General features: G+C 33.3%; 5 protein-coding genes. 3 read left to right on the forward strand and 2 right to left on the reverse strand.

What is annotated here, in order from left to right; genetic code table 11:
* The first annotated feature begins 94 nt into the window (after nt 1-94).
* The gene (locus ACQH21_RS04750; RefSeq protein ID WP_264376226.1) at nt 95-991 is read left to right on the forward strand and encodes an Rpn family recombination-promoting nuclease/putative transposase; all 897 of its coding nucleotides are present in this window, start codon (nt 95-97) and stop codon (nt 989-991) included.
* Here the strand turns inward: ACQH21_RS04750 and ACQH21_RS04755 are convergent.
* The gene (locus ACQH21_RS04755; RefSeq protein ID WP_408066988.1) at nt 975-14357 is read right to left on the reverse strand and encodes an ankyrin repeat domain-containing protein; all 13383 of its coding nucleotides are present in this window, start codon (nt 14355-14357) and stop codon (nt 975-977) included. The genes ACQH21_RS04750 and ACQH21_RS04755 overlap by 17 nt on opposite strands.
* Nucleotides 14358-14458: 101 nt before the next feature.
* Nucleotides 14459-15694, reverse strand: coding sequence for a hypothetical protein (locus tag ACQH21_RS04760; RefSeq protein WP_264685382.1), 1236 nt, complete (start codon nt 15692-15694; stop codon nt 14459-14461).
* Nucleotides 15695-16603: 909 nt separating this feature from the next.
* Between ACQH21_RS04760 and ACQH21_RS04765 the strand changes: the two genes are divergently transcribed.
* Complete coding sequence (locus tag ACQH21_RS04765; RefSeq protein ID WP_425383990.1) at nt 16604-16735, forward strand: hypothetical protein; 132 nt, start codon at nt 16604-16606, stop codon at nt 16733-16735.
* A 69-nt stretch (nt 16736-16804) separates the two neighbouring features.
* Nucleotides 16805-18253 carry an ankyrin repeat domain-containing protein gene (locus ACQH21_RS04770; RefSeq protein ID WP_425383991.1) on the forward strand — a complete coding sequence of 483 codons (1449 nt, stop codon included), beginning with the start codon at nt 16805-16807 and terminating at the stop codon, nt 18251-18253.
* Nucleotides 18254-18278 lie beyond the last annotated feature (25 nt).

Here is an 18278-nt window from a genome sequence, read left to right on the forward strand (position 1 = left end):
ATACAAAAGGGATGCTTCTTTCTATGTTTGAATTTTAGTTGAATATTTCTTCACAATTGTGTATAATTATTAATGCTTTTTAGGTACTCGCGCTATGGCTCTTTCGAAGTTTCTCGATCCAAAATTAGACTTAACATTTAAAAAAATATTCGGTACTGAAAAAAATAAGAATATCCTTATTCACTTTTTGAATGATATCTTAGGCTTTACTGGAGTCAATGCTATTCAAGATGTTGAGTTCCTCAGCACCATTATGGACCCTGAAATTGCCTCTGATAAGCAGAGTATTGTTGATGTTCTGTGCAGAGATTCCACTGGGGCCAGATACGTGATTGAGATGCAACTCGCTCGTGATAAAGGCTTTGAAAAACGTGCTCAATTATATGCTGCTAAGGCTTACTCAAGGCAGGCTGATAAAGGTGGTAAGTACATTGATTTAAAGAAGGTTTTCTTTATTGCTATTTCCAATTGTAATTTATTTCCTGATAAGCCTGATTATATATCTAGCCATACCATAAGAGATGAAAAAACTAACGAGCATGACTTAAAAGATTTTCAATTTATTTTCATTGAGTTACCAAAGTTTCCTAAGAGTAGAGAAGAACAGCTAGAAAATGTAGTAGATCGTTGGCTATTTTTCTTCAAATATGCAGAAGAAACAACTGATGAAGATTTAAGGAAAATAGCAGAAAAGTCACCGATAATAAAGCTAGCATATGATGAATTAGACAAGTTTCATTGGAATGAGAAAGATCTCGTAGCTTATGAAGAAAGGGTCATGGATTTACAGAAAGAAGCTGCTATCTTGGAACAAAAACTCGATGATGCTAAACATGAAGGTAGACAAGAAGGTATCCAAATCGGCCATCAAAAAGGTAAAATTGAAGGTAAAATTGAAGTTGCAAAAAATTTACTTAAAGCTGGCATCTCTATTGACGTTGTATCACAAACTACGGGCCTTTCTTTAGATGAGATTAAGAAATTAATTTAACCTTATTCCTAGTCAAATGGCCTTGAACTGAAGCATTACTTAAATAACTTTGAGGCTCTAAACTCATTTGCTTTGCATCATCAACTTCTAATCTACCATCTCTGTTGTGTAATATCTGCTCTATTGATTGATTTAGCAGACCCTTATTAAATTGAGCTATAAACTTGTCAAATTTCTTCGGATTTAATTTACCAGCTTCTTCATCAGGACATGCTTTCTCTACATACGATTTTAAAATCCCTGAAATTTCATTGAATTTACCACCCATGATTTTTCCAGTAATCTCTTTGTGCATTCCCACAAAATCAATATTCAATCGATGCATTGATACACCACTTTTTAATCCAGCTTGCTCTACTACTTTCTCAAATTCCTTTGTAATATTTAATGCATAGCCCTGTGCTTCTAGTGGGGATATAGACTGACCTACTGTAGAAATATACTTTTGACCTGTAACTTTTCTAATTAATAAATCAAGTAACATTATTGTACCATTTACATCGATTGGTGGACTAATTTGTGAGATTGAACTTTGAGTGAATGTTTTCTCAGGTAAAGCAGCTCTAGAACCTAATAACCCACTCACAGAGCTTCTTATCCAACCAAATACATTTATCCATGAAGATGGTCTTGTGCCACTACTTGCTGCTATCTCAGGTTGATTTATAGCAAGTGGTTTTCTTGAAATATGATGACGAGCATGATCTCCATGGTGATGACGACGTCTGCGTTGCACAGGTTTTTCTCTTTCTTCCTTGAGTTTTTCTTTTAAATATTCCACAATATCATTGTGTCCTTCGCTTCTAGCAATATCTAGCGGTGTTCCATCAGCATTACATTTAGCATTAATGTTGGCCCCCTTAACTATAAGGTACTCTACTACATCCAAATGACCACTCCAAGAAGCCCAGTGCAGTGGTGTATGACCTTGTGTATCAGTATCATTAACGTTAGCTCCCTTGCTTATCAGATCTATAGCCTTATTAAGATCACCACCTTTTGCTGCGATCAACAATTTTTTATCTAAGTCTAATTGCGTTTGCTTCAAATATTCTACAACATCACTAAGTTTTTGATAGGCAGCAATATCTAGCGGTGTTTTACCAGCCTTGCACTTAGCATTAATGTTGGCTCCCTTACTTATAAGGTATTTTACTACATCTAAATAACCAACAGCAAGGTGCAGAGGAGTATCATCATTGTTATCTTTAACATTAACATTAGCTCCCTTGCTTATCAGATCTATAACTTTATTAAGATTACCACCTTTTGCTGCGATTAACAATTCTTTATTCAAATCTAATTGTGCTTGTTCTAGATATTTTACAACATTATTATGTTTTTGATCGATAGCAACATTTAACGGTGTTTTACTACCCTTGTCTTTGGCATTAATATTAGCCCTTTTATCTACAAGATACTTTGTTATATTTAGATACCCACCCCAAGAAGCCCAATGTAGTGGTGTCCAGTAACCATTATCTATTATATTAACATCGACTTTCTCTTCATCTATAAAATATTTTACTATATCTAATTTACCGTTGGAAGCAGCACAGTGCAGGGGAACTCTGCCACTATTATCTCTGATTTCTAAAATATTTTTCTCACCTATAGAACATTTAATTATATCTAAATGATTACCTAAAGAAGCATTACATGGAAGAGTGCTACCATTATTGTATTTAAATATTGAATCAGCGTATTCTTTTATCAAAAACTTTGCAACCTCTAAACGTCCTCTCCATGCAGCATAGTGCAGTGGTGTGTAACCTTGTTTATCAGTATCATTAATACTTACTCCCTTGCTAAGAAAAAACTCTATGATATCTTTACTATTATTCTCAGCAGCAACATGTATAGACTTTTTACCATAAGGGCCTTTATCTGCAGCATTAATATCAGCGCCTTTCTTTACCAAAAACTCTGCAACTTCTAAATGACCTTTGTATGCAGCCCAATGTAGTGGTGTCCAACTGTACTTATCTCTAGTATTAACATTAGCATTTCGACTAATAAGACTCTTCACTTTATTGAGATCGCCATTTTGTACTGCAGTCAGCAATTCTTTATCTAAATCTGACTGTACTTGTTCTATTATTTGTATTATATCTGTATAACCTTCTTGCACAGCCAAATCCAAAGGTGTTTTACCATCCTTGTCTTTAGCGTTAATATTAGCACCTTTATTGAGAAGAAGTTTGACTGTACTTGGTTTATTTCCTTGTATAGCTAAATGTAAAGGTGTTGAACCGTTATTATTTACATCATTAATGCCACTAGCATTTCTATCTAAAAGAAATTCAACTATTTCAAGCTTACTATCATACTGAGCAGCCACATGTAAAGGTGTATTACCATACACATCTTTAGCTTTAATATTAGCGTTCTTATCAAGAAGAAACTTAACTATGTCGAACTTGTTGCTAAAAACAGCAAAGTGTAAAAGTGTCCAATCATTACTACCTTTAGTATTCAATCCAGCACCTTGATTTGCAAGGCCTTCAACTTTATTGAGATCTCCATCTTGCACTGCAGTCAATAATTCTTTATCCAAATCTAACTGTGCTTTTTTCAAAAATTCTATTACATTTACGCGATTCTTTTGAGCAGCTAATTCTAAAGATGTTCTACCGTCAGCAGTTAAAGCATTAATATTAGCGCCTCTCTCAACAAGATACTTAACTACATCTAATGAACCCAATTGAACAGCCCAATGAAGAGGCATCCAACTTTCATTATCTTTGGCATTAATATCAGCACCGTTATTTACGAGAAGTTTAACTATATTTAAATTATTCTTTTGAATTGCCCAGAACACAGAGGCCCAACCCAGCCTACTTTGAGCATTAACATTAGCACCTCGTCTGATATTGTCTTTAACTTTGCCAAGATCTTCTTTTTCTACAGCAATCAATAACTCTCTATCCAGATTTAATTGTGTTTGTTTTAAAATTTCTACTATATCTGTGTAACCCTTTTGCTCAGCCAACTCTAAAGGTATTTTACCATCTTTATTTTTAGCCTTTAAACTAGCTCCTTTTTCTATAAGATATTCTACTACTTTTAAGCGATCATTATTACAAGCATTATGTAGAGGAGTATTATCTTTAGTCTCTAAATTTGCACCTTGAGCGATAAGATCTTTTACTTTATCAAGATTACCACCCCTTGCATTAATTAATAACCCTTGATCCAACTCCGCCTTCTTCAAAATTTCTATCATATTTCCTTTAGTAGCTAAACCTAAAGGCGTTTGGCTATTCATGTCCGTAACGTTGACACTAGCACCTCTATCAAGAAGGAGTTTGACTACACTCAACCTGTTCGCATCAACAGCAAGATGCAAAGGCTTTTTATTATCTTTGTCTTGAGATTCGGTATCAACACCTTCATCAAGAAGAAATCTGACCATATCTAAATTACCCTCTTGCACAGCAAAATGTAAAGGCGTTCCTTGAATCGTTATTTCATTATTAAATTTAGCACCGTTACCAATAAGAAGCTTTACTGCACCCCATTTACCTAACTGAGCAGCATAAAGTATCGGTGTCCAAGCAATATTATCTTTAATTTCAATATTAGCACTTCTATCAATAAGGAACTCAACCATGTCCAAATTATCCTTTTGAGTAGCAAAGTGTAAAAGTGTTTTACCTTCCTTATCTTGAACATCAACATTAGCTCCTCTATTAAGAAGAAGTTCTACTACACTCCACCTACCTGACTGAGTAGCGAGAAATATTGGTGTGTACCCAAATTTATCTTGAACTTCAATATTAGCACCTCTATCAAGAAGAAGTTTCACCTTATCAAATTCACCCGCCTCGGAAGCAAGATGCAACAGTGTTCTGTCAAGTTTACCTTGAGCATTTATGTCTCCACTGTTTGGAACCTCTGAATGTATAGAACTCTCTTGTGAATTAACAATAGAACTCACATTATTTAATTTATCAATACTGTCTGAATTATTTATTTTATCCATTTCGTTACTTAATAATATCTCTTTGTCAGTAAATTTTATAGTTAATGTTTTCATTTTAGATTCTTTATAGAAATCCTTAAACCGTATAATACATAACTCACTTGCCTCTATATCAGCATTAAAGGCATTGGTAACTATCAAGTCGTACTTATCATGAAGATAGGTATACTGCCCTGCTTTTTTAGATATTACTAATTTATTCTTTTCTTCTATGTCTTGAGGTGTTACTACAATAATTTTTTCATCAGAAATAAAGAACGAAGACTTTAAACCTAAACTATCATCTATTTCCATCGGTGCATTATCAAGAATAATTTGTAATTTTTTATACCACTTATTTACAAGGGCATCTTTTAGCCTAACTGTTACTACATCTTGCTGCAAGCCGGTAGCTGATATAGATAACTTAATTAATAAATCACTTTTGTCTTTAATAACTGTTGGTATCGGTTTTATACTCAAATCCCTATCTACTTGTTGCACCAACTGATGTAAATCTAATGTACTTCTTAAACTTTTCTTTCCATTGACATCATCATTAATCACTACTTCTTGAATAGGGAAGTTTTCAATATCAAGTGTTTCATAACCTGAAGTAATTGCACATACATCGTTTCCGCTTAGAACAATATTTCTTCTCCCACTTGCATTGAGTTCACTACATACATCTCTCCTCATAGAATCCGCAGCATTGCTTCTCCCTCTATTATTTAAATAAATATCTAAATCTAACTTATTTTTTGACTGATTTAAAAAGGTGTGCCTTTCAACATCTTCAACTATAGCAGATATTCTACTTGCTATTTGCTGACTATTTTCTTCAGTCAATATTGACTGATAGTCTACTACAGTTTGATTATAACCATTTAATTCTTGTATGCTACGTCTCTTGCGAGTAGATCCACAATCTTCAATTTTCCACTTAAATTGATCATTATTTCTATTTGAAGGCCAAGTGAACACATACCGCCTATCCCTGTCACAATTGTTTAAGTGGTACATACAATCATTATTAGGTGAGTACAAGTACCTTCCATACTCAACATTTTTTAGATACACATTACCACCATCAAGCTCAACTTTCCACTTGCCATTGTTTCCTAGCTTTGAAGGCCAGGTAAATACATACCGCCTATCCCTGTCACAATTGTTTAAGTGGTACATACAATCATCATTAGGTGAATACAAGTACCTTCCATACTCAACATTCTTTAGATACACATTATCGCCATTGAGCTCAACCTTCCACTTAAATTGATCACCATTTCCATTTGAAGGCCAAGTGAACACATACCGCCTATCCCTGTCACAATTGTTTAAGTGGTACATACAATCATTATTAGGTGAGTACAAGTACCTTCCATACTCAACATTTTTAATACATACTTCTGATGAAAATACTGCATTTCTCACTGATTCTGGTAATTTATTTTTTAGCCTTTCAAGATCAGATTTCTCTTCTGAATTGACCCTAGGCATTTTCATGGTCTCTCTAATAGAGTAAGCTAATTTGAACATTGCACCATCATTCTTTGGTATTTTGTCAAACGCAGCTATATAACCTGGAATAAACTGACCAATATAATGGTGACTGCGTATAAACCTTAATATTCCTTCTATACCTACACCCGCGTATGTGTCATTTACAGCTTCCTTAATTGCTTCATTAAACAACCTTTCATCGAAATTATAAACCTTATCTATGAGTTCAATAGTCGAAGCACTACGACTATGCAGTATACCCTCCTTTAGCACCTTTTTGGCTGCACTTTTTATTGAATCTCTTAAACTACTTATACAAGACTCTACCAATCTTTTTGCATTAGATGGAATATTTGCTTGGTTAACAACTTCCTTCTTTAAAAATCCAACCTGTTTTATCATTTTAGATGCGTCATTACTTTTAGTCTTGATCCTGTTACAAAGAAGTTCAATTACACCTGAGTCATTATTGTAAGCAGCTAAGTACAGAGGTGTTCTACCATCGTTGTTTTTAGCCTCGATATCAGCACCTCTATCAAGAAGAAGATTAATTATATTTTGCTTGGCTTCTTCAACAGCCAAATGCAGGGGTGTCTGACCCTCCTTACTTCTAATTTCAATGTTAGCACCTTTATCTACAAGAAAACTAACCATATCAAAGTTGCTGTAATGAACAGCATAGTGTAAAAGTGCCCAATTATCATTGTTACAACTAGTTAAGGCATTAATGTCACCTTTCTTCTCTAAAAATGATTTAAATATACTTTCGCTTAATTTCACATTACCGTTATAAACAGCATGATTCAAAGTCGTCCAGTTCTTTGAACACTGGTTTTTATACTCAACATCAGCTTTACTTTTTCTAGCAGTTTTATCAAGAAGAGTTTTAACTTCATCCCATTTACCTTCATAAATTGCTGTGCTTACCAAAGGTTTCAATACTCCCAATCCTGAAGTGATCATCCACTTATTGCACTGATCTATTATGTTTGAATCATAGCCATTCAGCAAAAGGTTGTTTTCTAACTTTTCAAGCAATGTTAAAATCTGATTACTACTTGGCGTTTTATTTTTTAATTCCTCAATTTGTTCTAAACTACAGGAACTTTCTGTAAAGCTAACCCGGTCTTGCAGTGAAGGAAAACCAAGACATTGATGTACTGGATCTCTATTTTCTCTTTCAAAATCGTCAACTGATATTAAACATTTAAAGTCATTTTCTACTTTAGGGGTATATTTACTTCTATTTTGATAATTTTCTGAAGCTTTATCAATTAAAGCTTGTATTTTTCTTACCTCAGGCAAACTAAACCTATCTAACTTACGGATTGTTATTGGTTCTAAACCCAGATCGAATTCCAATGTGGAAATTCTATAAGATTCAGAATTATTCCAATTGTTTATGTTGATCGTATGATTAGACTTCTTATCACGAAATATCAGATCTGTACCACTACTAGAAACTTCAACCTGATCCGGAGTAATATTTTTTAGTACCATTACTCCTATTCGTTCCTCATCTTGTCCTACAGAAGTAGAGATATTTTTTTCTAATTTTTGATTGTGCTGAATGATACTAGTAGAATCACTAAAGTCTTCAATATATTCTTTTACAATTCTTTCATAATCACCTCTAAGTTTATCCTTATACTCCACTACATTATCAACATTTTCTAATAAGCCAGAAGATAGGAAAAGGTCATTATTATTCCATAAAGAATAAGAAATATTTTCCCATTTACTTCGATCAGTATAGAATCCTTCTATTCTAATGATAAAAGGATTTTCACTTTCTCTTATTAATAAGAGATCATCCTTATCTTTATATTTCTCAATATCTTCAAGACGGGAATCTATCACTACATGATCATCTTCAAAATCTTTAGGCAATAAAAACATATTCTGAGTTTGTGTAGCCTGTAAAAAAGGAACTAATTTATCCTTTCCCGAAGAAAAGGGAGAACAAGACATTGATTGTATATTGGGGATAAAAGTTTCTCCTTTTTTGTTCATAATTATAAGATGCCTATAATTAGGATCTTGAAAGTAGTTTTTCACTCGAATGTTACTATTATTGTATTTTAAATACAGATCACATTGCTGGATTGAAAAATCTTTCTCAACTGCCGACATAAATAGTGTATCTAGTTTTTTATCACTTGAGTTATTATCAATTTTTACTTCTCTACTATTTATATCATTGCTAATAAAATACACATCACTTCCTCCTCCTCCCCTAGCAAACATAGTTCCTTGATCGAAGTTAATTATATCATCTCCTGAAGAACCAAAAACCATGTGTGAAACTACACTATTATTTTGACTTTGTGTTTTACCTCTAACAACGCTCAAGACTTTATAACCCTTATGATTATTTAGAATTTTCTTGTAATGATTTTCTACAGCTCTAAAACCCTTTAGAGAATGTTCTGAATGTAATTCAAATGAGGTGATTTTTATAGTTGATGAATCTGATCTTTCAATCTTAGGAACAATATTACTACCATTTTTATCTATTAGTACAAAGTAAGGCTTATTACTGCTTCGCTCAACGTAATTTTTTATATCGAGAGTAAATTGATTATTTTGACCAAAATTTATTTTCAAAGATAAAGTATTACTGTTTTTAGAGTAAGTTATTTGATCACAATCACTTAATAAATCAAATTCAGGAAAACTTACAGTTCCTGTTCCATCTACGTCAATTTCTGAATATAACCCCCTACCCTTATAGTCTGCAGTTTTTACGTAAAAAGTATAATTGCTTTTTCTACCTTTGACTCTAGTATACGGCGAAATAATTACTTTTTTGCAACTTTCAACTACATCTTTCTCATTGTTGTTAGAGCCACCACCACTATCTATGATAACGTCACGATCATCGGTTCCTGTAAAGTGTTCAGAATAACCCATGCACAAGATCTTATCTACCTTGTCCTTCCTTCCAACATAATGGTAATTAAAGAGGTTATTACTAACATAATCATCAATCAACAAACGACTATTTATTTTTACCTTTAATCTTCCATATGCACTAGGCTTAAAACGATAGTCAACATTTACTCCTATAACTTTCTCTTTTGTTAACTGGCTTAAATCAAGTATATTAGTAGAGTTGCTTCCACCAATAATTTTACCTGAAAAGCTAGGGTTATTTACAAGAACAAATCTGTTTGCTACATTATTGCCACCAGTTATTCCTGCTGTACCTGAGTAAATTAGAAAATTATTGTTCCACACATTACTTCCAGCAATGGTACCTCTGTCCACATTTTGTAAATCGTAAACAATCGTCTTGTCTTTCTGTTTCATCTTTACTCTACCACCGTGGTCAATAATCATTGCATTTTCACAGTAGTATACAGCCGACTTAACTGAGCTTTTAATACCTTTTTCATAATCTTGATTAGTAATCTGTGGTAAACAAATCCTGTCAGCACCTTTGATATAATCAGGTACAACACGTGAAAGATTTTTTGTATTGGCATTTGTTCTATTCATCATAATCGTTGCATAATCTGGACGAAGAGTATTACCGTTTATTTTTCCAAGACCAATACTATAAGCAACAACATTACTAGGGTCATTATTTAAAGCTTTCCAAACTCCTTTAGCTAGACTATTAACCATTTCCTTTCTTGCTGCAAGATGTTGTACATCTTGTGGTACAGGTTGAAAAGCAAATGTATGCCAAAAAATACGCCAATTTTCATCATGGGTTGTATCATACTTTTTCTCGTACTCCACGATATTGCTAACACCACTATAAACTCCGGAAGCTACCATCAATGCAACTCCAACTGCAATGCCGATTCCAGGCATACCAAGTGCTGTAAGAGCAACACCAGACACAAACGATATAGTGGAAAAAGATATAGTTGCTATATTATCTCTTATTTCTTTCTCTCCACATGGATTATCACTATTCTCTCTTTTTTTACAATCAACAAGATTGTTTACTGACATGCCTATATCAACAATATCAAAGACACCAGTTACAGCTCCTGCTGTACCTCTTGCTATTGTACTTCCAAATTTTACTCCCACAACTCGAATAGCAAATTTTGTCTGTTTACCTAAAGTACCTGGTATAATTTTTCCCACAACCTTTTCAGCTGATGCTACAACTTTTGGAGTAATTTTAACCATTACATTTTCAATCGGTTGAGATGCAAAAGACCATCCTATTCCGCCTAGATTTAATCCACAATCTGTAGCTGTCCCTTCCTTGCAAGATACGATAGCACCATGGATCCCTCTTATTAATTGTATCCCACCAGCAGCATTCATTAACCTGCCTTTTAATTTTGAGCCTTTTGTTGCACTGCTAGCTTGCTGTGAGATATCTCCATGCAAATTCTTAACACGTTCATTCTGAACATAGCGTTCATACCCTTGATCTCCAACAACCTTATCAAGTAAATACTTACGATCACCTTCAATACTTTTATCTCCAACAAACTCTACTAGTTGAGCGTTTTTTGCTTCATCTTGACTATTTTTAACATAAGTTAGGAACTTTTCACTATCAATTATAGTTTTGTCTACATTATTTTCATCTACCTTTCCTTTACTAAACTTTTCTACATCACTCTTTGAAAATAAACAAGGATTGACACTTCTTTTGCTTCTACCACCAGACCTTACACAACTGTTTAGGTTGAATTTCTTCCTATTTGCTTGTGTTTCAGCAAGTATAGCTTCATCTAAGTTAGCTATACGTTGTGGATCTATACTTAATCTATCTGAAATATTTTCTCTTTGTTCTTGAAAATATGCTTCATTTCGATTAAATAGTAACAGATCTCTAACCCAATCGGAATCATAGCCATTTGCTATCATTTGGTTTAGGGAGTGAGCATTTTCTAATGCCCATAAGCCGCAATTGTGACCATCTGTTTGTTGAGCAATAGAAACGTCATTAACGGTAATTCGAGCACGTTCTAGAACTTGACGAATATTACCTGGAATATCATTACCCAAAGAGTCTACATAGTATCCATTATATTGCCCATTTTGATGGGAAATGACTAACGTAACCCAGTGATTATTATCTAAATTAACAATTAAAGTTAATGGCCGTTTTTCACCTCTTGTTGCTACGCTATTCTGAAACTGTTGTAATTGATTAGCTATATGCTTCGGTGATCCCACTACTTCAAACAATGTGTTAGCCCCATCAGTACCATAGCCATATTCTATTCTTGCAATATCAGCTATATCGTGTTGTTGAAGCCAGTAATGATAATCCTTTTCTGCTGTTGCAGACTCTAATGTACTTAGGTTCTCTTCTTGTATACCCATATCTTTGAGTCTCTGGGTTACTTCTTGTATTCCTTCTAAATGTTTTCTCTTAGCTATGTCAATAGAACTATGAACTACTAGAGCAGGAACAAACTTATCACTCGTTAATATTAAAGAATTTTTATCCTTAGCCTTCACATTAACAACTACACCCATGAAAAACATTTTATCACTATCTGTAATTGCTTTCAGTGCCGCACCTTTAGCATATCTAATGTTTTGTTCTTTTGTTAATTTATCAACTTCCTGTTTTAGCTGATCTTGATTTAAGTTTTTACCTATAAGCTTAAATTCCAGTGCTATAGGAGTGTATTCTTTAGCACCCTGAGGTGAAGGACCAATACCTTGAATTACCATATCGACACGACCACCTGCTCCTACTTGAAATTCAGGTATAATTACAGTCTTCGCAGAAGTCTCCTGTAGCTTTAAATCACTGTAACTACTAAATAAACCATTAAGAATGGCTTGTAATCTTGCTTCATTAGTAATCAAATCTTTGATAGGGTAAATCGTATCTGCTACTTCAGTAAGCAACACTTTATAGGCTTGCAATGAAACCTCACCGTCGGAAGCATGTTGAGAAGTGATTGCTTGATCAAATTTTGCCTTTAATTCATCAGAATTAGGTATCTCAATAAACTTGCCATCTGTAAATTGTTGATCATTACCACTTGATTCATATTTACTTATCTGTTCTATTTCAAAAAGGTCTTCAAAAGATAACCCTGTTTCATATTTTTTGAGACTCATTTTAATTTCTATAACATTGCCTACTCTTCCTATTTCAGGTATGTTCAGCACTGGAATTTTTTTATCAGCATAGAATTCTTTTGTATTGGACTCTCGTATATGAAAAATGAATGCTGTGTTTTCTTGCCCTTCATTACCTTGAACAAATATTAATGTCATAACCGGGCTTTTGGACAAAGTGTACTCCGTTCCTCCAGACCAATCCAGAGGGTACTCACCATATGAGTATATATATTTTTTAATGTTACTTTGATCTTGACCAATCTTGTTGATTAAAATTGATTGACCTAATATGTCTCGACTGAAATAGTAATGATCTTTTGTTTCTTTATTTGCTGGAAAAGTATGGTATTCACTTGATAACAAATCCGTTATTTCTTGCTTAAAATCTTCCTCAGAAATTTGTTGATTATCCCACTCGCCAACTAGTTCGATAAATTCCTCCATCAAAGGAGCTGGTGGTTGTTTAATAGGTTGTACTTCGGTTTTAAACGGTTCCGCGTCATCTAAATTTAACCCAACAGCAATGGCATTATCTGCATTGGTTAAAATCCTCATCTTATTTGGTCTAAAACCTTTTATATAATCTTTAGCTTGCTCAAGTGCATCACTTGGATCAACTTGTCCTTCAGTTCCAGCCTTGAGTTCAATAAGAATTGGAACTGAATCAATAGCACGATTAGGCCCACGAACAAGCAAAACAATATCAGCGTAACCTCCACCAGCAAATTGTTCCAAATAGAGTTTGGTATTATCACGATATCGAAAATTATCGAATATTCCTGCTACAAAGCCATGTTGAGCAGCTTCGCGAGCTTTAATACCATAAACATTACCCTGTAAATCTAAATTGGTATGAACTTCTTTTATGTAAGTTAGAATTTTTTCAAGATTATCCTGAACTTGATCTATTTCTGCATCTGGGTTAGCAAGCTTTTCAATATAACTTTCCAGATAGACAGATTTATCTAACTTTTTTGTCACTTCTTGAAACTTTACTGTAGGCTCGATGGGTTGATCTACAATCTTCTTTTTACTTTCTACCTTAATGTTTATTTTTTCATCTTCTCCATCACTCTTTAAGGTATATCCCTTTGCTGACGTGATTCTTGATAACTCCTTTCTAACATCATCACTAAGATCTTTACCTGACTTATCTAAAAACTGCTTGATTTCATCAAAAAATTTATTTTTAAATGCATTATTACCTTTTAATTCATCAGGACCAATTTGTATCGTTTGAGTATTTCCATATACATCCTTAGCTTTACACTTCAATACGTTATTCCTCAAGTATAAATATAACTTCTTCGATTTAACATCTTTATCTGACTTCGATCTGCTTTTTACTAACTCATACTTATCTTTTAAAATTTTTATTACATCAATTTGAAGCTTATGCGCATCTGATTTAGTATAATCTCTACCCATCACATTCTTCCACTCACCTGTGGTGAATTCGAAATTCTTAGTATTTGTTTGTTTAGAATGTTGAGCTTCTATATCTTCAGTGAAAATAAAAACATGTATTTTGGATTCTGTTTCTGCTACAACTTTTAAAGTTCTCGCCCCCTCAAAACGAAAGTGCAATTTCTTTATGCCTAACTTGTCATTAAGTTTAGTATCTAATACACTGGAAAAAGAACCTAAAAATCGATGAGGAAAAAAGCCAGGCTTTTCACTAGAATGTAAATAAGATTGTATTTGATCAACCAACGACTGATATCTTGCTTCAAAAGATTTATCCAGTGAATCAGAAGTTGAAGAATCTACTTTCCCAAAAAGTAACTCCATTAGCTCGAAATCTTGTGGTTTTTCTTGCTGTTGATCGTTATTAACCATAACTAGCCCCCGATTTTAACCCTTTACAAATTTTATCCTCACTAAGCTCTTTGCATGCTTTCGTTTAAGTCTAAGTAACTGAATTTTTAAAAAGAGAAACTCTACACTTCGCCTCTAACACCACTTACCTTCTGCTGTATAGTTTCTACATCTAATGATGAACTTGGCAACTGATCACCACCTCCACCAACTAGTTGCTTATTTCTAACCTTGGCAAATACCTCATACCTTGACTTATCTTTATCCATAATATATTGTATTTGCTCTTGACTAAGTGAATTGATAATTTCTGACAATATCTCAATAGCCATATTCCTTTCAATTAAACAACCAACTCTATATCTGGACGGTGAGTACTGTCCACTTAACTCATGCAAAAAGTGTTGTCTATGAGACTCAAAGCCAGGACAATTCCACATAGAGGTGAGCATGTCACTGCCAGATTTAACACAATTATCATCTGGTGCAGAAACAAGCGAGTTTAATGCTGAAAACATTGATGTACTGTAAGCTTCAGGAGATAAATCTTCTGGCTTTAAATGTTCAAATAGCTTTCTAGCATTTTCGAAAGAATGGTTTCTTCTTAATATACTTAAAGTATAATAACACCCATGTTGTTTAAAATCCCTTTTCAATAACTCATGATACTTATCTTCATGAAGGTAACGTAGACAGAAATCAACCATACCAACATCGTCAGTGGAAAAACGCCCTTTATTATATGCTACCTCCATCAATAAATCTTCTTTCCTTTTTGGGGATACAGAACCAATTGACTGTAACTTATTCCAGAAGAATTCCAAAGCTTCAACATGCTTTTCCAGCATTGCACATTTAAAAGCGTAAACGTATGGATGCTCATTATTTAATTCTAACTGATGTTCTTGGTTATTCATAGCATGTGACCAATAGATCATTAAAGCCCCTTTATCACATCCCTTAACTAAACTCTCTACTGGTTTACCACCTAATGTTAATTTAAATTCTTCAAAAATAGCTCTTATCTCGTCCTCAAAACAACACCAGCAGGCTATTTTGTAGCGATCAAAGGGTCTAATAAGACTTCTTTGCCCATCCAAAGTTTTCAAGGCTAACAATTTTTCCCCGAAAGTATACCTATTGAGTCTAATTTGTCCTGAAGCATCTTCTATCTTCCAACAAGTTTCATCTTCTAAAACTTTCTTAAAAAGGGGTGGTATTATTGTTCTACCCCATTTATTCAGCAATGTCTGATATGCAATACACCATCTTTTAATCTCTAACTCTTTAAGCCCTTTATGAGGATCATCTTCTTTAATAGACGTTAGTAATATCTTTTGTACATCTTCGTAATCCATACTTACCCCTTAACAAGATTTAATATATTTTAGGAATATTGCTCTACCTTTAAAACTCTGTCAATTACTATTTGAGAAAAATTTTCTAACCTAAAGTGGTTTTCAGTAAAAGGCTCTTAATAGTCTTAATATACGATCTTTTGTTCATTTTTTAATTCTGTTTTTTATAAGTCTACCTTAGTGATTATTCTAAAATAAACTAGTATTAATTTAGCAAAATATATTATTAAGATCTCAAGTAAAATAACCACTTCCAGCGTTCAAAATCAAAGTCGGTGAGAAGTGTTTTTCTTGGGATGGCATGGTCTACCAAACGATACATACGAACTTTTCTTTATAATAATTTTACTATGCGCTAAAACTAGCCATATTAGCTCATTTCATCCATATCTACATACGAACTAATTTGCTCAAGCTTATAGAAATAATTTAAATCCTCTATTTTTATAACCTTATTTTTACGCGGCTTGTTCTCACAAATATACGACCTTTTTTGCAATCTTAGGAAGAGTCAATAATTCAATTCCTTATAACACTAGCTAGCATGGTATCTTCACTAAAATATTTTTTTAAAAAGTTAGTTGACTTATAAATAATTCTCTACTAATACTAGCATATGTTTGTTTATTCTGCTGAAGTAGCTCCGCAGGTTACTGTATAAGCTTCAGCAGTTTTTGTACTCCTTTAAAGCATCATATTCCTATATATTAAATATAGCTGGTGTTCTCAATTTTGTTGATCTATAGTAAAATTGGCTAAAACTTCCAGTAATAAACAACTTTTAACCTAGCAGTACTCACCATAAAAACTTAACAAAAATATGAGTAGTAAAAAGATTATGTTGAAATTAGTTTGACACATACTACACATTCTATATAATATATTCTATATCTAGAGCTAGCAGGTAATATGGGTACAGGGTCAGTAAAATATATTGCAGAACCTATCAGTGAACAAAGCAAACACACTGATGAGCAAAAACTGAAGTGTGACCTAAGTGCTGGACAAGAGTGTTCAGAAATAGGTAGCCCAAAAACATAAGCAACTGAATTACCAGTAGATAGTTATTATGAATTCATTAAGCGAGGTTTACTTTGGGCTGATAGAAGTTTGATAGATGATAAAAAATACTTAGAGGATTTAATAGATGAGTGGCTTATTCATGCACCTAACTTAAAACTGGAAGAGAGTCAAAAAAAGTTAAATCAAAAATTACTCAATAGTATTATAAAAGATTTTAATATGGGGAATTATGACTCATTTTCAAATCTTAAGCAGTTTTTAGAAAGTAACGAGAAAAATAAAGACCTGAAGTACGTTCTTAATCTAAAAAGAGGGCATCTAGGAACAACAGTATTGAATGTGTTTGTCGCACACGATGAAGCCATTCATCCTCTTCTCAAAGCTGGTGCTGATCTAAATATGCAGGATAATAAAGGTAAAACACTTTTGCATGATACTGCTATTTATTCCAGTGAGTATGAAGGTCTAAAGTATCTCTTAGATGCAAAAACTGATCCAAATATACAAGATAAAAAAGGTAATACACCTTTACACTATTATGCTGCTAATTGTAATGATTATAGCAGAAAGGTTATGGATTTACTCATAAGCAAAGGAGCTGATTTAAACATAAAAAATAACAATGGAAAAACCCCACTGCAAATTGCAATTGATAGCAACAATATTATAGAGTGTTTTTTAACTGACAACCAAAAAAAGTTAAGAGACCAACTACGTAAAATGGTTAAAGCTACAGATTCTGATGAAGATTGGGATAATCCTTATGGTCCAGGTGTTGAAGATCTGAAAAAATTTTTAGATAAACATAAAAATAACCAAGATTTAAAGATAGTTTTAAATGTTAAGGGTGATAGTTCAATTTGGCCGTTTTGTCAATTTCCTGATGTAAAAGCTTTACTCTTAAAAGCAGGAGCAACTGACTTTGTAGGTAATAAGCAAGATAATTGTGAAAAATGTGATAGTCTCTTATCAGAGATGTATCAAACAAATCAACTTGCTAAGCTAAATAAGTTTTTGAGTAAGGTAGTAAAAGCTAAAAGCATGATTGAACTACAGGAAGTTGTAAATGAGATTATAGCTTCTGGAATGAGATTAAATTTTGCTAAAGACAAAGATTATTACTTTGCAGATCACGTACTAGAAAAAATTGCTCAGCTAGAAGGAAGCTATGGAATTGCCAGTGATATAGTATGTGCATTAATATCGAGAGGAGCAAAGTTAAAAAACTCAGATAGTTTAAAAGTCATTGATACAATAGAACGAGAGTTTAAAGATCATAAAGCTAATGTAATCAAGGCTCATGTAGAGTACATTAATTATGCTGAAGAATTTTTTAGAGTTGCAAAGGATGCTACCAGTGGTCAACTGTGTGATGGAAAAATCGATAACAGTGTATCTTACTTAGAATACTCAGAGGATAGTATAATAGATGTTGCAAAAATCACAGATAGAACAAGGAATTTAGGAATACCTCAAGGAGAAAAAGGGGGAATGTTCAATTTTGTTAAAATCTGGAGAATATGGAGGAAGATATAAAATTTCGGGAATGTTCAAAAAAGTG

The sequence above is a fragment of the Wolbachia endosymbiont (group B) of Eupithecia inturbata genome, from assembly GCF_964030915.1.
Lineage (GTDB): Bacteria > Pseudomonadota > Alphaproteobacteria > Rickettsiales > Anaplasmataceae > Wolbachia.